Source organism: Desulfosporosinus sp. Tol-M2 (assembly GCF_059735615.1).
Genome location: NZ_JCAIJG010000146.1, coordinates 17,033 through 35,358 on the forward strand (window position 1 = coordinate 17,033; position 18,326 = coordinate 35,358).

Annotated in this window: 18 protein-coding genes, 1 tRNA gene and 2 pseudogenes; 11 read left to right on the plus strand and 10 right to left on the minus strand. The window is 42.2% G+C overall.

What is annotated here, in order from left to right; all coding sequences use genetic code 11:
* Positions 1–486: 486 nt before the first annotated feature.
* Entirely contained in the window at positions 487–1,179 is a 693-nt protein-coding gene (locus tag AC6I5A_RS11390; RefSeq protein ID WP_034615902.1) for an HAD family hydrolase, read from the minus strand.
* Positions 1,180–1,567: 388 nt separating this feature from the next.
* On the opposite strand from AC6I5A_RS11390, the gene AC6I5A_RS11395 reads away from it, so the two are divergent.
* Positions 1,568–1,643 (plus strand) — tRNA-Ala (locus AC6I5A_RS11395).
* A gap of 362 nt (positions 1,644–2,005) precedes the next feature.
* Positions 2,006–2,227 carry a hypothetical protein gene (locus AC6I5A_RS11400; protein ID WP_034615905.1) on the plus strand — a complete coding sequence of 74 codons (222 nt, stop codon included), beginning with the start codon at positions 2,006–2,008 and terminating at the stop codon, positions 2,225–2,227.
* A gap of 103 nt (positions 2,228–2,330) precedes the next feature.
* Here AC6I5A_RS11400 and AC6I5A_RS11405 read toward each other — a convergent pair whose 3' ends face one another.
* The gene (locus AC6I5A_RS11405; protein ID WP_034615907.1) at positions 2,331–3,449 is read right to left on the minus strand and encodes a DUF6765 family protein; all 1,119 of its coding nucleotides are present in this window, start codon (positions 3,447–3,449) and stop codon (positions 2,331–2,333) included.
* Positions 3,450–3,547: 98 nt separating this feature from the next.
* On the opposite strand from AC6I5A_RS11405, the gene AC6I5A_RS11410 reads away from it, so the two are divergent.
* From AC6I5A_RS11410 to AC6I5A_RS11420, 3 genes are all read left to right on the plus strand, one after another.
* Positions 3,548–4,447 (plus strand): DUF4474 domain-containing protein, encoded by a 900-nt coding sequence (locus tag AC6I5A_RS11410; protein ID WP_052168047.1) that lies wholly within the window; start codon positions 3,548–3,550, stop codon positions 4,445–4,447.
* A 484-nt stretch (positions 4,448–4,931) separates the two neighbouring features.
* On the plus strand, positions 4,932–5,165 hold the full coding sequence (locus AC6I5A_RS11415; protein ID WP_497900693.1) for an amidase domain-containing protein: 234 nt from the start codon (positions 4,932–4,934) through the stop codon (positions 5,163–5,165).
* A gap of 33 nt (positions 5,166–5,198) precedes the next feature.
* The gene (locus tag AC6I5A_RS11420) at positions 5,199–5,732 is read left to right on the plus strand and encodes a hypothetical protein (RefSeq protein ID WP_034615910.1); all 534 of its coding nucleotides are present in this window, start codon (positions 5,199–5,201) and stop codon (positions 5,730–5,732) included.
* Positions 5,733–6,244: 512 nt separating this feature from the next.
* On the opposite strand, the gene AC6I5A_RS11425 is transcribed toward AC6I5A_RS11420, so the two are convergent.
* From AC6I5A_RS11425 to AC6I5A_RS11445, 5 genes and pseudogenes are all read right to left on the minus strand, one after another.
* Complete coding sequence (locus tag AC6I5A_RS11425; protein WP_034615912.1) at positions 6,245–6,886, minus strand: HAD family hydrolase; 642 nt, start codon at positions 6,884–6,886, stop codon at positions 6,245–6,247.
* Positions 6,887–6,900: 14 nt separating this feature from the next.
* On the minus strand, positions 6,901–7,359 hold the full coding sequence (locus AC6I5A_RS11430; RefSeq protein WP_497900694.1) for a GyrI-like domain-containing protein: 459 nt from the start codon (positions 7,357–7,359) through the stop codon (positions 6,901–6,903).
* Positions 7,360–7,380: 21 nt separating this feature from the next.
* A pseudogene (locus AC6I5A_RS11435) lies at positions 7,381–8,562 on the minus strand (pyridoxal phosphate-dependent aminotransferase); the annotation flags it as partial.
* A gap of 17 nt (positions 8,563–8,579) precedes the next feature.
* On the minus strand, positions 8,580–8,945 hold the full coding sequence (locus AC6I5A_RS11440) for a toprim domain-containing protein (protein WP_034615914.1): 366 nt from the start codon (positions 8,943–8,945) through the stop codon (positions 8,580–8,582).
* A gap of 71 nt (positions 8,946–9,016) precedes the next feature.
* Complete coding sequence (locus AC6I5A_RS11445; RefSeq protein ID WP_034615918.1) at positions 9,017–10,216, minus strand: MFS transporter; 1,200 nt, start codon at positions 10,214–10,216, stop codon at positions 9,017–9,019.
* 225 nt (positions 10,217–10,441) lie between these two features.
* Here AC6I5A_RS11445 and AC6I5A_RS11450 point away from each other — a divergent pair, with 225 nt between their 5' ends.
* From AC6I5A_RS11450 to AC6I5A_RS11460, 3 genes and pseudogenes are all read left to right on the plus strand, one after another.
* Positions 10,442–10,867 carry a RelB antitoxin-like protein gene (locus AC6I5A_RS11450; protein WP_497900691.1) on the plus strand — a complete coding sequence of 142 codons (426 nt, stop codon included), beginning with the start codon at positions 10,442–10,444 and terminating at the stop codon, positions 10,865–10,867.
* 3 nt (positions 10,868–10,870) lie between these two features.
* The gene (locus AC6I5A_RS11455; RefSeq protein ID WP_034615924.1) at positions 10,871–11,095 is read left to right on the plus strand and encodes a hypothetical protein; all 225 of its coding nucleotides are present in this window, start codon (positions 10,871–10,873) and stop codon (positions 11,093–11,095) included.
* Between the two features lie 304 nt (positions 11,096–11,399).
* Positions 11,400–11,573 (plus strand): annotated as a pseudogene (locus tag AC6I5A_RS11460) (transposase); the annotation flags it as partial.
* A gap of 56 nt (positions 11,574–11,629) precedes the next feature.
* On the opposite strand, the gene AC6I5A_RS11465 reads toward AC6I5A_RS11460, so the two are convergent.
* From AC6I5A_RS11465 to AC6I5A_RS11475, 3 genes are all read right to left on the minus strand, one after another.
* Positions 11,630–14,539 (minus strand): efflux RND transporter permease subunit, encoded by a 2,910-nt coding sequence (locus AC6I5A_RS11465; RefSeq protein ID WP_034615927.1) that lies wholly within the window; start codon positions 14,537–14,539, stop codon positions 11,630–11,632.
* A 2-nt stretch (positions 14,540–14,541) separates the two neighbouring features.
* Positions 14,542–15,735: an efflux RND transporter periplasmic adaptor subunit gene (locus AC6I5A_RS11470; RefSeq protein WP_497900692.1), complete on the minus strand. Its 1,194-nt coding sequence runs from the start codon at positions 15,733–15,735 to the stop codon at positions 14,542–14,544.
* Positions 15,736–15,878: 143 nt separating this feature from the next.
* Positions 15,879–16,484, minus strand: coding sequence for a TetR/AcrR family transcriptional regulator (locus AC6I5A_RS11475; RefSeq protein ID WP_034615929.1), 606 nt, complete (start codon positions 16,482–16,484; stop codon positions 15,879–15,881).
* A 511-nt stretch (positions 16,485–16,995) separates the two neighbouring features.
* On the opposite strand from AC6I5A_RS11475, the gene AC6I5A_RS11480 reads away from it, so the two are divergent.
* From AC6I5A_RS11480 to AC6I5A_RS11490, 3 genes are all read left to right on the plus strand, one after another.
* Positions 16,996–17,235: a helix-turn-helix transcriptional regulator gene (locus AC6I5A_RS11480; RefSeq protein WP_034615932.1), complete on the plus strand. Its 240-nt coding sequence runs from the start codon at positions 16,996–16,998 to the stop codon at positions 17,233–17,235.
* Positions 17,216–17,518, plus strand: a complete 303-nt coding sequence (locus tag AC6I5A_RS11485) for a hypothetical protein (RefSeq protein WP_034615935.1) — start codon at positions 17,216–17,218, stop codon at positions 17,516–17,518. Before AC6I5A_RS11480 ends, AC6I5A_RS11485 begins: the two co-directional genes overlap by 20 nt.
* Positions 17,519–17,597: 79 nt before the next feature.
* On the plus strand, positions 17,598–18,326 hold a 729-nt coding region (locus AC6I5A_RS11490), incomplete at its 3' end, for a helix-hairpin-helix domain-containing protein (RefSeq protein ID WP_034615938.1).

Consider the following 18,326-nt stretch of genomic DNA (forward strand, 5'->3'; position numbering starts at 1 on the left):
TTTATCTTCCGGCAAGAAGGGATGGATAAGGGTGGGAATACTTTGTCAGCCCGTACTCAAAACCAAAGGGAACCAGCATCTACCGGTTCCCTCAGTACGTATGTCTAAGCTATTCTATGAGTTTCTTGGTCGTTATAATGAGTGGAAAATCGCTAAACTACAGGAAGCGATCGAGATGTTTTTTCTTTTATTCCTTGGGTTATGTATTGTGTTTCTTCCTTGGTTTTTGCCAGGGAGGGGGTTAATCATGAGTATGGTCATGTTAGTGTTTTTCTATTTCGCCGCGTGCCACTATTTAATTGTAAACGAGCGGGTGAATCACTTATACGTTAATGTATATATTCTGCACCACCATTTAGTCGGTAAACTCGAGGTCGGTTTCTGCGATCACTCGGAGTCTTGCTATTGTGTCGAGAATTTTCGTCGCTATGTTGTAAAGAAATATCGTATTTCATTATATAACAGATCGTTGAGATGATTTATTCACTATAAATTGCCTTGACTAATCAAACGGAAGAGATCGTCGAGATTGCCTGCGTAATCAGTCTGCTCCTCTAAGCCTATTGATCCTACGAAAAACATCTTCATCCCCAGTTCTCGACAGATTATGTCCCGTGTCTGCCCACTGACTAATAAGCAACTATCAGGTTTAACGCCAAGGATTTCAGCAACTTCTCTAAAAAATCCGAGTTGGGGTTTAAAAAAATGGAAATTGTCCACGGCAGGAATGACCGTAAAATGATCTGCCGTAAGTCCAGTCCAGCGGACATGTTCCCGCATGGCACTTAATGGCAGCAACAGATTCGAAGCAACAGCGGTTAAAAACCCCTGTTGAATAGCATTCTCAACCACTTTAACCCCTTGAGGAATGGCCTGAACCAGACATTGCAACGCGGGGAAATCGGATTCATAAAACTCCTCAAAAATTGGCCTCAGTGTGAGTAAGGAATGCCCCGTAGCTTTACTAAAGTCGTCGTAAAACGTCTGTATATTGGTCTGCCCAGGTTTGGGGTCACTTTGCGCAGTTTCCAAAGATCTTAAGAGTTGTTTGGAAAACTTATCAGGTGGAAGAAGATGCGCAAAGCGAGGGGCCAGGATTCCAAGATAGTTGCGCATGAACTCCGTCATATCGACATTTATCAGCGTTCCCTCAAGGTCAAAGAGAATAGCTTGGATCAAGGTTGTCTCCTCCTAATCGAGGTCAAAAACACATAACTGTTAATCGTTCCGGTTCTGTTCTATCTTATTCGCCTTTTCCTTGCGATTTCCTCCTGGTGTTTAAGAAGTTCTTCCCTCCCTTGCTACACCTTTCTTTCCTTAACATAATTTGGTCACTCACATATTACGTTGATTTTAATGGTAAAACTAGGATAATTATTTGGTGCTTTTTCCTATAAATTACATATTGATTTTCGACACATTTTGCGTTAATGTATAAATAAGTAAAGTCTAGTAGTTTAATCTTCTAGGCCTTGCGCATGCGAGGGTTTCCGGACGCGGAAATCCTCAAATAATCTCTGCAAGAAACTTGCAATTTAAGATCATTAGACTATAATAAATGCTAGTTGGGGGTATAGCTCAGCTGGGAGAGCGCTAGATTCGCATTTTAGAGGCCAGCGGTTCGATCCCGCTTACCTCCACCATTCAACGACCAGTTAGCAAGGGTTTCGGTATTAATTCCGCCGAAGCCCTTTTTCTTTTTGTATTGGCATTTTTATAAACATCTACGTTCTAATTGTCTCATGTCCGTCGTAACTATGAATGGGGGGATGGAAAATTCCTGCTTGCAACACAAGGTCATGTTCTTAAATGTCCGCATGCTGCTATCCAAGATTCTAGAATAACCAAAAGATCTCGTTAGTTCACCAATCTTTCTTCTTTTATTCTGTGATTAGCTCCCTATTCCAACAGAATTTTCAACGGTGATTCTCTATAATAAGGATAAGCCAGTATATATTACAAAATAGGATGAGACTTAGCCAAGTTCTCGAATGGAGGGTGAAAAATGCTGTCAACTCATGGTGAAGATATCCTGTTATTTATTCGAGATTTCGAGACATCCTCTCGTGACTATCTTCAATCCAAAGGCTTGAGTGAAAATGAAATGACTAACGCCTATCTCGACGTACAATGGAATTTCCTTCATACGATTCTTAAACAACAAGCAAAGATGAGCCCTAAAATTCCTCATAGCCATATTATTTGTTCTCAGAAACATGCTGTATAGATAAACTATCTGAATAACCCTCGAACACTTTGCATGCATCGCGAAGTGTTCGGGGGTATTTTTACTGTCCTCTTTTCACCGAAAAAATGTGCCTCGTTCAACGTTAGTTTGGAATGCTTAATTGATATTTGGCACAGTATTCGAAAAATTTTATCTTATACCATTTAACCGAGAGATAATAACGATACCAGTTGGAATTCAAAAAGTTATCAGCTAATTGTACTTCTTCCACTGTCCGATTATCAAACACTTTTCGGTCAAAATTAATAAATGCTTCTTTCAACCATTTATTTTCGTCGTAAATTATTAACTCCCGGTCATCCTTATCGAATAATCCCTGTTCAATTAAAAGTCTTATCCAATTCTTCTCCCTTTTATTTACCCTAAACTCCTCCGAGACAAGCATATCCAAAAGAATATCAAAGTTGTCAAACCTTAGCTGACTGTCAAAGTATTGATTATGTTTAATTAGGTAATTCTCCAAATGTTTTCTGATGCGCTGAAAAGCTCGTATAAATATTTCTTGATTATCTTTCTCGACCTTCCGATAAGAACCACTGAATTCGTCACTCTCATCATATTCATACGACCACACCAAGTAAGGGATATCTGGAAATTCCATAGCTTGACCATGTCCGTAAGCAGGCATAATACCATCAAATAATTTCTCGTATTTTTCGCGGCTAAATTGCGCCAGGAAATCAAGGAATTTGTATAACCATCCTAACTTTACATTAGTTTTTGCTTCACAATTGTTAATATCATTGACTTTACTCAACATCCCACTAAACCCTTGGTGAGTATAGGAATCTGCATAGGCATGCAAAATGATTCCTAAGGTAATCAAGTTATCCTCAAGAAATACATCGTTTAAAATATCCAGAATTATTGGAGCTTCTTCCTTACAACGCAGCTTTTTTGTAAAGTTCTCACCTTGACAACCTGGCACAAAATGAAAGGCAATAGTATTGTTGACCATAGCCTCGTAATTAAATGTATTAATACGAAAATAAGAATGGCAGGTAGCCATATTAAATAATGCCGGCTTATTTTCAATAATGTCATGCTCAATAAGATCATTGGAATTGTTTAAATACATAAGATTAATTTTAGCATCATCCACAAACTGTGAGGCATAGGCAACAACCTGAGCACTGCCTTTCTGAAAACCACATGCTCGACAAAATGCTAAAATAGCATAATAATGGGCATCTCTTTGCAAGATGTTCTCCTCCTTGAACATTTATCCATCAAATATCAAGAATTTATGCACCATATTATGCATCGCCCAAATAAAATGTACTAAGGAGGGCGATTTGTATGTCCGTTCAGATAGAAAAGTCCCTGGACGAAACGGTTACCAGGAGGAACGATGACCTATTCAGCAGCGTACCTGAGGGGACAGGTAATGACGAATTGGATAATGCCATCGAAATTGCGGGTTATTCCTATGATCAAAAACAGGACATTTTTTATTCAACCATGGATCCGTGGCAAAGAGATATTGGCTATTGTCGTCTCTATGATGAATTGGCAGCGCCTTTTGGCATGATAATAGATTGTGAACCTATTTACTTTGAATATCTCGAAAAAAAATGGATGATTGGTCTTTGGAAAGGTCAGTATGATTTAGTCACCGGGGCCGAGATAGGCGTCTATACAAAAGCAGCTGATCTAAATATTCTCGGTTTATTTAGGGGCGCTTATTATGATTGTGCAGGCAATACCGATCTCTTAAAAATGTCCTATACATTAAAAAAGAACGGTCATACGCTCTTTACAAGAAAAGGAAAACACTGGTGGCTAACAGGTTTTAAACCAGGTGAGTTTGCAAACCCTTCGGAATTAATTATGGATATAACGATTACTTTGCATAATGTGGTGATGCGTGACGCGTTTGTGACCGGCTTATGGAATGCAGGCTACCCTTTAGATGAATTCACGATAAATGGCCCTACTGTAAGTTTCACATTTGACAGTCCGCATACCCCACCACCAATTACGCGAACACCAACCACAGATCGGATCATCCAAAGGAAAAATGAGTTTTTATGTGAAAAGTTTCAAGATATTACAGGAACGTCCAATAATATACGGGATAAAGTGAAAGCCATTGAGGAACAAGCACCGGAGATGTTTGATAAGATTATCCGGATGGGGAAATCAAAACAATTATATAAAACGTTTTCATCTTGGTTAACTAACGGTATAAAAAAGTGACAAGAATATGAAGAAATAATTCGATCCTTTCATCAAAATAGAAACAGCAGTTCTTACCGAACCGCTGCCTCTATTCAAGTATTCAAAGCCAAGGTGCTATCTTTTCAAAACCCTTCTGTTTAAGCAAATAAGGTTGGACTATTCTCATTATCGATAAAGCACCCCAGAAGGGTGCTTTATCATTATATTTCACAAATCCCCTATTGCGAGTCATTACCAATGTAACATTTCCGAGACTCAAAAATATTATCGAATTTTGAGAGGGCCAGACCCCGGGCGAACGAAGCTCGCGTTTTCGCAGCCCTGACACTACGTGCCGTTAAGCATTTGAATTTGACCGTTTAGATTTCCCGTATCGATTTCCAAGCTTTTAGGAACACGAAGATAGATCATCTTCCACCCGAACCCAAAACCTGAGGATCCTCCATTTTCGACTCCCTTAGTTTGGTTAGCTACAGCATTATCAGATTCAGGATATTATACAATATATAAAGATTTATATGAAGGTGATATAATCCAATATAAGGGAGATGGAGGAATAGATCATTCACAAGTAGTACATGCCTACGATTCTACTGACCTATATATGGCTCAACATGGTACTACTTGGGATAGATTTTGGTCTGGCACAAAGCTAATTGATTATCTAAATTGGGTTAATGAAGATTATACTAATGTTACTGTTTATGCCATTAGAATAAAGAAAGCTGTTACGTAATTAATATGCAAATATATTGGAGGGTTAAATATTATGAAAAAATCAAAAGTCATAATTGTATTTGCAGTTGTTCTAATTACTGTTCTTACAACCGGAACAATTGTAGCTGCCGGAAATTTTACTCTTTCTCAAAAGTTAGCGCAAATAGCTAAGATGAAGAATGATTTTGACAGTGAGCATGATAAGCTTATAAAAGGCAATGTTCCTATTAGCGAAGCTGAAATAAATGAAAATGCTGCTGCTGGAGATAATTTAAAAGAAAAAGGAATAGAAATACAAAAGAGAGAGAAAGAAATAGCCGAACAGCAGGGAAATACCGTACCCACAAAAGATAAAGTTCTTTCGCAGATTAATTTAGGGATACAGGTGACGGAACAGTGTCTTGAAGACTTTATTAAGGTTAATCCAAATAAGAGTAAGTCTGAGTGCTTAAATCGCAGAGGTGAATCCAACCTAGATCGGTTGGATTCACTTAAGAAGCTCAAGGACGATTTAACTAATGATAAAATAAGTACTAATGATGCTTGGAGTAAGGTTTTAGAAATTAGAAATGGTAAAAACCAATAAGATTATTATCTCAACTTTCGCAGTTCAACGTAAGTAGCTAAATGGTATAACCTGACTTTTACAGTTTTAAAAGGGTGATAAGCCCATAGTCATTTAAACTACGGGCTTTTTCGCGTTTGGATCACATATGAATTTTGTTATGCTACAGAGATATCTTCTTTAGTAATTTGTTGAACACCTCCTGCCGCAAATAGATATTGTAGAAATCTTGGCCGAACGTATCCTGGATTAACTTGTAGTCCTGCGCAATTTCATCTTTGTCCGATCCCTTCATTAGAGAAATCTAAACGTCTTTGTTCCTCAACCTTAATTCTGAGTTTATTTCCTGCGACGTATGAAGATATATCCATAGCCCTCATAGACCTTACCCCCATCAATCTATTTCCTATAAATACCATACTATAAGTAGCTCAAACGAACAATAGGTTTGGAAAGCACAAACCATGCTGTCCAAGTGAGAGGGGATAAAGAAATTACCAAGGATCAAAAATGTCCTACCAAATATCAGGCAGTTAGAGCATCTCGGTGAAATCGCGAATATAACCTTTTGACAATTCCCGAATCTGAGCCTGCTCATGTTTCGAATATTGGTCATATACGCCATAAGCTTGCATGCCTGCCGAAACAATTCCTTTAATGGCAGGCAATACATCATCAAACACAATGCAGTCGCCAGGGAGAACATTCAGCTTTTTCGCTGCCAGCAAATAGATATCAGGACTTTCTTTACCCCGGCTCACTTCATCAGCGGAGCAAAATGCGTCGAAAAGTTCATAAACCCTATTGTTCCTGAGTACCGGCTCATAGAGAACTTTCGGCAGGGCGGTTGCCGTGCCGAGTTTAATCCCAAGCTCTTTTAAGCATAATAAGTACTCTTTGGCATAAGGTTTTAACCGGACATGATGACTGTACTCGTCAATCGCCATCCGGTTCCATTCCTCCATAATATCTGCCGCGCTTTCTTTCAGGCCAAACAAAGCTCTCGTATATTCCGCAATCTCTTTGAAGCTCATGCAACAGATTTCTTGAGCGTATTTATCCGGCACGGTCAGACGACGTTTCGCCAGGAAATCAACGTCGATCTTTTCCCATACCCACATGGAGTCAAGCAATGTCCCGTCCAAGTCAAAAATTGCCGCTTTAAAATCGAGCATTTTCATCTCCTGAATCATTTAAGCAAAAATACAATCTTTGTCATAAGTTCGCTCTCGGGTACTTCCATGAGTGAATTATAATAAAACTCATAAACCACACCTGTTGGCTGTTGTCCATTGTCGTTGATCCATTTTACCATTGCTTCATAAACCGGCGCCATTTCCTTATATGCCCCTTTATACATATAGACAGCCTTCTTACCTGCGGGGACTTGACTTGCGGTAATCTCACCTTTGCCCGCTAATTCTTTGGCCACAGGAAACCCTATCTCAACCTCAAGATTTTCCATGTCCATGTTGTAATAAGCTGCAAAAGCCGTATCCGCCGGTTGTTCTCCAATTTCCCTAAGGTAGTCAATGATTAAATTGTAAGTCTTCCCCAGCTCCTGGGGCAAATTGCCGACCGAGGTAACAGTTCTTACAGAAAGAACCGGCTGTGCGGTAGTCTCAACAATTTCGAAATTGTAATTCATATTTGTATTCCTCCCAGTTTCTTTAAGTTCTTCAATTAAAGCCTTAAAGCCTGGTAATGCTTTCTCAATTGTCGAATAAGCGACACAATAGGCAATTCGAATATAACCGGGACAGCCAAATGTTGTGCCGGGAACAATGAGAATATTTTTCTGCTTGGCCAGGTTGCAGAATTCAACATCACTCTCCATTGGAGCTTTCACAAACATGTAAAATGCACCTGCGGGTTTAATACACTGATAGCCCAAGGAGGAGAGCCCCTGATAAAGAAGTTCTCGATTTCTGTTATAAGTTTCAACATTCACCTTCGCAGATAAGCACTTAGCAACGACGCGTTGAAATAACGACGGAGCATTAACGAAACCTAAAATGCGATTGGCAATATTTGCAGCTGTAATAATATCTTCATAATCGGCAGCCTGATTCGGAATCACTAAATAGCCTATTCTTTCACCGGGTAAGGAAAGGGATTTACTGAAAGAATACCCGATTATTGTGTTCGCATAGTATTTTGATAGATAAGGCACTTCAGCATTGTCATATGCAAGTTCTCGATACGGTTCATCAGAAACGAGATAAATGTCTGTTCCAAATTCCTTTTGCTTCTCCCCCAGTATTTCAGAGAGCTTGATTATGGTTGCTTCCGAATAGATGACTCCTGTTGGATTATTGGGAGAATTAATGATAACTGCTTTAGTTAGAGGGGTGATTTTCGTCCTAAATTCTTCAAGATTAGGCTGAAAGTCAATCGTATTTGGGGATACGATAACCAATTCACCCCCATAGTTTTTCACATAGCTTCTGTATTCTCCGAAAAAGGGTGCGAAAGTAATGACTTCATCTCTTGGGTTTAGTAACGTTTTGAAAATTACGTTTAACCCGCCTGCTGCGCCAACGGTCATAAGAATATTGTCTTGTGTAAAAAAGGTGCCGAATTTAGCATTGATCGACTTTGCGATGGCTGCTCTTACTTCTTCATAACCTGAGTTATTCATATACCCATGAATGCTCATGAGATTATCAGTCTTTAAAATCTCTAAAATCGCCTTATTTACTTCGTCAGGTGGTTCAACATTGGGGTTCCCAAGGCTAAAATCAAATACATTTTCCACGCCATGAATTGCTGCCAGCCTTTTCCCTTCCTCAAACATGGCCCGAATAACTGAACTGTTTTGCACCTGCTCTTGCATATTAATAGATATCATGGCATTCAACCTTTCTTCTATTTATTTGATCTACGGTTATTACTTTCTTCTTCTCCCTCCGGCAACTTCACAGCAAAGTGGGCACCCTCAAGAATCTGTGCCAAAACATGGAACGGAGTAGTTGCCACTTCCCGGTACATCCTTTGAGTGTAGACGTGTCTAACGTTGGGAAACTCTTGCTTAAACAAACGCCGGGCTTTGTCTCCGGCATCATCAGCATCCAAAAGTACGCAGACCTCATCCCCACTATACTCTATCATCAACTCTTCAAACTTATCCGGCCCCAACGTACCATAGGTGCAGACTATCTCCACCGGTTCGTCCAAAATCTGTTCCAACCGCTTTTTGTCGGTTTTCCCTTCTACAATAATAACTCTGCTCATTAATCCACCTATACTTTCGGTCACAGCGCTGTTCGGTTATTTCCCGGCAGCTCTTAGAGACCATGCGTTTATTAATTCAGTTGGGTTGTATTATTTCCTTTCCAATAGAATATCAGCATAAGCATAGCCGCGATTAGTGCCATGATTGACCCATAGTAAAACGGCGCACTGTTATTGACATGATCATAAAGCAGACCTGCAAGAACACTGGCAGGGAGTAATGTTATTCCTACAAGACAATTGTACAGTCCAAGACCTGTGCCTCTTTTATTCTTATCAATTAAATCTGAAACCAAGGCCTTCTGAATCCCATCCGTTGCCGCACTATAAAGGCCATATAAAGCAAAAAGCAAAATAAGAACACTTTGACTGTTGGTTCTGCCAAAACCGAAGTAAATAATTGCAAAGAGTAAATAACCAAAGATAATTAGTCTTTCCCTGCCTATTTTGTCTGATAATATACCCGCAGGAACCGAACACATTACTGAAACGGAGTTGAATATAAGATAAATAACTGGGATAAAAGCATCCTGAACTCCAATATCACTAGCTTTAATAAGCAGTAAGGCATCAGTCGAATTGCCCAGCGTAAATATAAATATGATTCCAAGAAAAGCATAATATTTTGGAGAAAAGTCCTTTAAAGTAATCTTACCAAGGCAATCCGCCTTATCTCTTTTTGCTTCTTTCACAAAAAAGATTAATGAAATCAGACCTAATAAACCAGGTATTGCTGCAAATATAAATACTTTACGGTAGTCACCCGGAAAAAGTGCCAAGATTCCAAAAGCCAGAAGCGGACCAAGTATTGCTCCGCTATTATCCATAGCTTTATGAAAACCAAAACTCTTCCCCTTCGTGTTATCCTCCGAGGAACCGGCAATTACACTATCTCTCGGGGCTGTTCTTATCCCTTTGCCAACTCTTTCGGTGAATCGAATAATAAGTACCTGCAGCGGAGAAGTAACAATTGAGAACAATGGAGATAGTATTGCGGTAAATGCATAGCCGATGATCATAAAAGGCTTGTTCTTGCCAATTTTGTCACTCCACCAGCCTGATAAGGCTTTAAGCACGGAGGCAGTGCTTTCTGCTATTCCTTCAATTAAGGAAATTTCTGTTTTCGTTGCCCCTAAGGTCATTAAAAACAACGGCATGATCGCATAGACCATTTTTGTTGTAGTATCCGTAAAAAAGCTGGTAATTCCAACAAAAAAAATATTCCGTTCAAGTCCCAGAATCTTTTTTTCTTTTCTACTATCTCCAGTAATTAGTAATCACCACCTAGGACCAAAAATATTTCCCATATACCATACCATAACTAAGGCAATCGAACAATGCTTAGGAAAGTGTTCCGGACGGGGGCCATAAAACGAGCAGTTCCTAACCCGACGAAATGCAAAAAAAGGTCCCCTCCCTCAACTTATGCATTCTGTACATTATGGTCATACTGTACATGGAGTGCGGCATATGATATTATTGGAGGTGAGGGAGGAATGACCATGTTAACCGAATTACAGTTTACTGAAGCAAGGAATCAATTCTCAACCCTGTATGACTCTGTATTCAACTCTTTTAACCCCGCAATTGTTAAAAGAAAACAAACTGAACAAGTTGCAATGCTTCGAGTGGATCTGCTCAAGATGGTACTTGAAGACTACAAATTAATTCCGGAAATTATTCAAGAAGACGATAGATCAATAACACTTGCACTTGATGCTCTTGAGATTTATGTTAATAACTCGACATTAGAATTAGCCGCTAAGGACTTGGTCGAAGACATTAAAGTATATGCCCAAGATTATTCAAGCCATTCCCAATTATTTCTTCATGCCCCAAACCGTACACACCATTTCCCATATGTATTAAGAATTATGCTATGTGAAAACGATGAAGAAATCCGCACTTTGATAAGGTTGTAAGCTATGGCACCAAAGTTTGGAGATTTGAAGCGTTATTGCGATAAGAACGGTTGGGTCATGGTACGTAACACAGATCATTGGTACTATGAAAAAGTCCTGAATGATGGAACTCTTCTACGAACAAAAATAAGCCATGCAGTTAGTAAAGAGATTCCTAAGAATCTATGGGATAGAATTTTGCGCAAACAACTGCATGTAAATGAGAAAGACTTCTGGAAAGGGCTTTAATTTGGTCTTCAAGGAGGTCTTTTTCTTATAACCCGCCGGACAACTCCGATAGGGACATTTCACTTAACGTTCTAGTTTTCGCGAAGTCCACCCCAAAACAGCCCCACATAGATTTCGCGAAAACTTAGTTACCCGAAGTGTCCCCCTTGTAAGGAATACTTGCACAAACAGGCTTTATATACTGAACCCTGTAGGTGAGACACGAATCTGAAAAATTAGGTTATAATGGTAACATGAGTAAAACAGGAAACGTTTTAGCCCAGAATTTAAAGCTGAAGTAGTTCTTCAATTACTACGGGAAGAAAACACAGTCAACGAGTTAGCTGCCAAGCATCAGATCAGTCCAGTCGTGATTGGTCGTTGGAAGACTGAGTTTATGCAACGAGCGTCTGAAGTGTTTAAGAAGGGGCCCTCTGATGCCGAACAAGCTCTCGCAGAGAAGGAAGAGCTGGTTCAGCAGATACATCGTAGATTATGAACTATCGAGCACACTTGAAAAAGGCTTTGTTATGACCTGTCTGAAACGAGCTTTGATTAAACAGAAAGCGAGTTGGTTGTGGTGTGTTTCCTGCCAAACCGGTTCCTTGCATCATCCAAAAATGTATACATGACCGGGACCACAACCAGGGTTAGAAGCGTCGAGGTAATCAGGCCTCCGATAACCGCATAGGCCATTGGCGAACGAAATGAGGCACCCGCGCCGCCTTCGACGATAATCGGAATCATGCTGAAAATCATGGCCAGCGTTGTCATCAGGATCGGCCTTAAACGGATGGCCGCCGCGTCCAGGATGGCTTCCTGACGCGTTGCGCCTTCCTGCCTGCGCTGCCGGGTGAAGTCAATCAGCAGGATAGCGTTTTTGGTTACCAGGCCCATCAGCAAAACGATACCGATCATCGCCACGAAGCTGAGTTCTTTATGCCCGGCCAGAAGACCAAGGACGGCACCGATAATAGCCAGGGGGAGCGAGAACATGATGGATAGCGGGTCGACGAAGCTTTCAAATTGAGCCGCCAGAATCAGGAAGATGAACAAGGCGCCGAGGATCAGGGCGATGACAATACCGTCGGTAACTTCGGTCATCAGCGAATTAATCCCGGTGGCAGTTAAGCTGATGCCTTCGGGTAGGCCAATATCTTTAACTGCCTGCTGGAAAGCTTTGTCGAAATCTCCAGGGGTGATGCCCACAACATTGGCGGAAATCTGGATCTCCCTTTCCTTGTCAAAGCGGTTGATGGTCGCAGCGGAGGTCATAAATACCTGATCCGTCACCTGGGTGAGCGGCACAAGGATGGTATTGTCATATTCCGTATTGCTGCCCGGGACGTAGATACCGTTGAAACTGCTTAAGCTTTGCCGGTCTTCGGGCTTCAGTTTTACCGTCACATCATAGCGTTCGCCATTTTCCTCATATTGTCCAACGGTAACGCCGTTGTATAAAATGCGCAGGGTGCTCCCCGCCATTGCCGGATTGACGCCCAGGTCTTCCGCCTTGTCCCGGTCAACCTGAAGCTGTGCTTCGGGGCTGCCTGTTTTATAGCTTAGGTTGACATCTGCGGCACCCGGCAGATCCTGGACAGCAGCCTTCAGCTTCTGCGCGTACTGTTGGAGAGCTTTAAAGTCATGGCCGGTAATATGGTAAGCAAAATCCTCGTGACCGACACTGCCGATTGTGGCAATTGAACTGTTGCCGGTGATGGAAAAACTAAGCCCGGGTATTTTTTGCAGGCTGCTTCTCATCCCGGCCACGATCTCTTCGATCGGTTCTTCCCTCTGGTCGCTGCCGTTGACTTTGACATACATGGAGACCTGATCCGCTTCCACGGTGGCATAGGTATAAAGCACCTGCGGGAACGCTTTAACTGCCGCCTCCATTTCCCCGGCCATGGCACCGGCTTTTTCCAGGGACAAGCCGGAATCCAGCGAAGCCTGAATATTGATTTCGCCTTTGTCCTCTGTCGGCAGGAAGGACATGCCTAAAGACGGCAGTGTGACGACACTTAAGATCAGTAAAACCGAGGCGATGAACACGACGCTCAGCCTGTGCTTTAAGGACCATTTCAAAAGCCCGGCGTATTTTTCCCCCAGTTTTTTGAACAAGCGATTGAACCATAATATAAATTTCCCAATACGCCCCTTAATCGTGATGCCATGTTCCCCGCCGACGTTTAAATATCCGGACGCCAGCATGGGTACCAGCGTAAAGGACACAAACAACGAGATCAGGACGCTGAAGGCGACAGTTAGCCCGAACTCCCGCAGGTAGCTTGCCAAAATGCCGTTCATCATAGCCACCGGCAAGAATACCGCTACAATGGTCAGCGTGGTGGCGAGAACCGCCAGGCCGATTTCCGTAGTTCCTTCCTGGGCGGCCTGAAAAGGCGATTTGCCCATCTTCATATGCCGGACGATATTTTCAATGACCACAATGGCGTCATCGATCAACAAACCGATGGACAGCGCCAAGGCCACCAGGGTAATCAGATTCAGCGTAAAACCCATCAGCTTCATGATGATAAACGTGGCAACAATCGAGGTAGGAAGCGCCAGGGAGGTAATGACGGTGCTGGCGCCATTGCCCAGGAATAGGAAAATAACCAAGACGGCGATGATGCATCCTTCGATCAGCGTTTTCTCCACGTTCGTGACCTGCTCGTGAATCATCATGGAGTTGTCCTTGACAATGTCGATCGTAATTCCCGGGGGCAGGTTCTTTTGAATGGTTTCGATTTCTTGTTTGATGGCCTCGGCCACTTCAACCGTGTTGGCCCCGGATTGTTTCACAACGTCAATCCCGACGGCCTTCCGCCCGTTATAAAGCGAGATGCTGTCCATCTCTTTGCTCCCAGCCGTGACTCTTAAGGCATTCATTTTTTGCTTATCCAGCAGGATCTGGATCTCCCGTTCCTGCTCGCCGTAGACATGGACGGAGCCGACGCCCTTCACAGTGCTCAGCCGCACGCTAATCGTATTGTTGACAACCTCAGACAATTTTTTGTCCCCGGCCGGGTCGGTAACCGCCAGTGACACAATCGGCTGGGCCGTCATATCATACGCGGCGACAACCGGTTCCTGGATATCCTGAGGCAATTCACCGCGAATGGCCCCCATTTTATCCTTTACTTCCTGAACCGCTTCGGCCGCCGGTTTTTCCAGAATAAACTGCACTACCGTAACGGATACACTGTCTCTTACCGTGGAAGTGATTTCATCCACGCCCGAGATCTGTCCCACCGTATCCTCCACTTTCCGGGTCACCTTGGTTTCGATCTGGTCCGGCGCGACACCCGGCTGAACCACGACAACCGAAACGACGGGCATATCAACTTCGGTCAAATCGTTGATGGGCAGTCCGATGAACGAGGCTGCGCCGGTCACCATTAGAGCGATAATAATTACTATCGTAAAAGTGGGGCGTTTCAGGCTCAAATCTGCCAAAAACATTCTTATTCCCCCTGCCCTGCGGCTGCTGCAAGCGACTGTTCTCCGGTCGGCGCAGTGGGCTGCTCTGCTGTTACTATGAGATCCCCGTCCTGGAGCACATTGATATTACTGCAGATCACGCCGGTGCCTGCAGCGAGGCCTGCTTTTATTTCAATCAAGTCATCGTGGGTCTCGCCCAGCGTCACCTCGGTGCGGCGTGCCACCCCGTTATCATCCGTAAACACATAATAGCTTCCTTCGCTGCCTGCCACCGCTTTCAGTGGAATAACGAGCACGGATACTTCACTGCCGCTGACAATATCCACATTGGCATAGATACCCGCTTTCAGTTTATTATCCTTGTTCGGCACTTCTACTTTGGCCATAAAAGTTCTGGAAGCCATACTGGCCGCCGCGCTGATATAACTCACTGTCCCTTCATATTCCTGACTGTCGCCGCTTACTCTCACGTTGGCCTTCTGACCGACCTTAATTTTGGCGGCATCCGCCTGCGGGATTTTAATTACAGCCTGAATGGTCGAGGTGTTCTTCACCATGGCCAGCGAAACCCCGGGGGCCACGTAGGCTCCCACGGCGACGTTTTTATCTTCCACAAAGCCGTCTGCGGGCGCTTTAATCACCAATTTAGCCAGTGAATGCTGCAGTCTGTCAACCCCGCTCTGGGCCGCCCCGATGTTGGCCTGCAAAGCAGCCAGATCCGCCTGGGCAACTTTAAGCGCAGTCCCGGCATCGCTTAAGTCATTGGCTGCTGCAGCTCCGGCTTCATAAAGCGCTTTGGCATGATTATAATTACGCTGGGAGATTTCCACATTGGCCTGCGCCTTGGGCAAAGTGGCCTGCACCGCAGCCAGCTGGGCCTGGGTGGACTTCAGCTGGTCATTCAGATCCTGACTGTCCAGAGTGATCAAAGGCGCGCCCTTTTTGACAGCTTCCCCTTCTTTAAACGAAATCTGCACAACCTTGCCGGGTACCTCTGCTCCGACCACGCCTTCTTCCCCGGCCAAAAGCGTGGCATCATATGTACTCGTCGGCAGTATAGTTAAAGTTTCCGCTTTCCGGACCTCAACGGTTACTTTGCTGTCGGCGGAAACCGGCCGGTCTTTTTGGAGTACTGCCCAGGAGTCCATATTGCGGTAGAAAATGAAGCCTATCACAAATAAAAGTACGATCGCCAGATAGGAAATTACTTTTTTCATGTTCATCTTCTCCGATACTTTTATCATCTCTTTAAAGCTCCTTTATCCATTCAATAATGCATGCTTCGCTGATCATACTCACCACTGGAGAGGAGATCATTATCAGCGAAGTCTCGATATATTCAGCTTAAGCATAAGCGTGTTCACTGTCGAAAGACAGGGTCTTTCTTCATGATCTCTAAATAATTCAGATTTAAAGCCAGCATCTGACTGATCAGTTTCCTTATTCTCCTGCCGTCCTCTTTATCTTGTTTCAATATTCTCAAAACACCTTCGACTAACATCGAGGCGAGCACATGAAAAATAAATTCGTCGGCAATGACAATCCCTTCAGCCTTTAATTTAGGCTTGAGCTCTTCTTTCATACGCTTTTCGATCAGAGAGATCAAATTTTCTTTTAGATTCTGATAGACAGAACCTTCACTTTTATCCAGCAAGATCATAAATTCCCTGCTGTCTTTATCATAAAAACTCATGATTTTGTCCATTACGTCTGCTAGAACAGGTACATTATTGGCATCAGCTTTAAAATCACTGAAAATAAGAGCGGTGAAGCGCTCCGATACCGGTTCCATAATATAATTAAATAACTCTTCTTTGCTGTTAAAATACCGATATAGATTACCTGCAGCTATTCCGGCACTTCTTGCTATGATCCGGATGGACGCATCATTAAATCCCTTTTTCTCAAATTCATCAAGTGCGGCACTTATAATGCTGTTTTTAATTTCGTCTTTGAGATATTGCACAATAATGAACCTCCGTTCATTATTAAAATAAACTATATCTATCGCTTTGTCAAGAATAAATTTATAAACATAAGATTATAATTCGATCAATCCGTCTCTGAATGCCTTCATCATCTCACCTGTCAGGCTAATATTTATTTCCTCAAGCGGGACATCCTCTCTCTTCATCCACACGCCTAAGGACAGTTCGTCTTCCTGAATTGTGATGGTATCATCACTTTTGGCTCTATATCTTGAATCATCATGTACTCCTTTACTTCAAGTTAATTCCATTATACATCTTCTCAGAGCAATAGTAGTTTTCTCCTCCCGTAAAAAATATGAGCTACAAGAAAGCTAATTCTTGCAGCTTAGAAATATAACAACAAAATCAGACCCAAATAAGGTTTTGTTAGCCAAAAGGACTACAGCTCAATCTGACAGTTAAACTTGTCAATTTGCCAAGCACGCTTTACATTGCATTATAAATATGTTACTATCTATTCAGGAGGTCTATTCTGGAGGTGATATTTTGAATGATAATATTCAGCTTAAAAACCGATTAAAAGTCGCCCGAGCGGAAAAGAATTTTTCACAGGAAAAGCTTGCCATTCTTGCAGGCGTAACAAGACAAACAATTAGTTCAATTGAGACAGGTCAATACTGTCCAACTGCAAAATTAGCATTAATACTATCTAAAGTTCTTAATAAACAATTTGAAGACTTATTCTATTTTGAGGAGGTTATGGATAATGTCCGAAAAAATGGTTGAGAAAGATGAGAGAACAACATTTATCGAAAATATCAGTTATAAATTCGGATATATTTTTATTACATTTGCTTTGCTTCTGGATGTTGTATATAGATCGTTTATGCAAAATGAAACACCTTGGGATCTCCTTTTATTAGTTATTGTAAGCGGCCTCGTTATATCGTTGTATCAGTACAAACAAAAGATTTTCGGTAAGACTTGGATAAAAACATTTATTTATGTATTCGCAGTCGCTTTTATTATTTCATTCATAGTGGTATTCATTAAAAAGTTCTTCCTCTGATAACTTCACAGCAAAGTGAGCGCCTTCAAGAATCTGAGGCATAAGAAAAAACTACATCGATTGATTGGCAGGGCTTAAAATGGAATACATAAGCGGAGTTGTCGAGCAAATTACATACGGAAATGAAGATAATGGTTTCCGTGTCATCAAAATAAAATCCAAAGGTTTTACCGGCTTGGTAACGGTCGTTGGAAGCCTGGCAGCTGTAAATGTTGGCGCAATAATTCGCGTTAAAGGTGAATGGAAGATGAACAGCAAGTTTGGCAAGCAGTTTATGGCCCTGGATTATCGCGAGACCCTTCCGGCAACAGTTGCCGGTATTCAAAAATACCTGGGAAGTGGGCTTATCAAGGGTATAGGGCCGGTGTACGCCAAGAGAATTGTACAGCATTTCCAGGAAGACACTTTAAGAGTATTGGAGGAGAATGTCGACCGTTTAATCAAAGTTGAGGGCATCGGACAAAAACGACTGGCGATGATTAAGAAAGCATGGCAAGAGCAAAAAGAGATTAAAAATGTCATGCTTTTTTTACAAAGTAATGGAGTATCAACTGCCTTTGCCGTAAAAATATTTAAAACCTACGGCAATGAGAGCATCGAAATCGTGAAGACGAATCCCTATCGACTGGCTGATGATATTTGGGGCATTGGTTTTAAAACAGCGGACAAAATTGCTTTGCAGATGGGTTTTGAGAAAAACTCCTTTGCACGTTGCCGCTCGGGAATTGTGTATGTCCTGAACGAACTATCCAATGAAGGGCATTGCTATGGAAAAAGGGAACAACTCCTGGAAGAAGCGGAAAAAATC

Excerpts from the sequence above, each read along its gene's own strand:
- AC6I5A_RS11400 (WP_034615905.1), top strand. The coding sequence starts at position 2,006 with ATGCTGTCAACTCATGGTGAAGATATCCTGTTATTTATTCGAGATTTC.
- AC6I5A_RS11410 (WP_052168047.1), top strand. The coding sequence starts at position 3,548 with ATGTCCGTTCAGATAGAAAAGTCCCTGGACGAAACGGTTACCAGGAGG.
- AC6I5A_RS11420 (WP_034615910.1), top strand. The coding sequence starts at position 5,199 with ATGAAAAAATCAAAAGTCATAATTGTATTTGCAGTTGTTCTAATTACT.
- AC6I5A_RS11425 (WP_034615912.1), bottom strand. The coding sequence starts at position 6,886 with ATGCTCGATTTTAAAGCGGCAATTTTTGACTTGGACGGGACATTGCTT.
- AC6I5A_RS11430 (WP_497900694.1), bottom strand. The coding sequence starts at position 7,359 with ATGAATTACAATTTCGAAATTGTTGAGACTACCGCACAGCCGGTTCTT.
- AC6I5A_RS11440 (WP_034615914.1), bottom strand. The coding sequence starts at position 8,945 with ATGAGCAGAGTTATTATTGTAGAAGGGAAAACCGACAAAAAGCGGTTG.
- AC6I5A_RS11450 (WP_497900691.1), top strand. The coding sequence starts at position 10,442 with ATGACCATGTTAACCGAATTACAGTTTACTGAAGCAAGGAATCAATTC.
- AC6I5A_RS11455 (WP_034615924.1), top strand. The coding sequence starts at position 10,871 with ATGGCACCAAAGTTTGGAGATTTGAAGCGTTATTGCGATAAGAACGGT.
- AC6I5A_RS11465 (WP_034615927.1), bottom strand. The coding sequence starts at position 14,539 with ATGTTTTTGGCAGATTTGAGCCTGAAACGCCCCACTTTTACGATAGTA.
- AC6I5A_RS11470 (WP_497900692.1), bottom strand. The coding sequence starts at position 15,735 with ATGAAAAAAGTAATTTCCTATCTGGCGATCGTACTTTTATTTGTGATA.
- AC6I5A_RS11485 (WP_034615935.1), top strand. The coding sequence starts at position 17,216 with ATGTCCGAAAAAATGGTTGAGAAAGATGAGAGAACAACATTTATCGAA.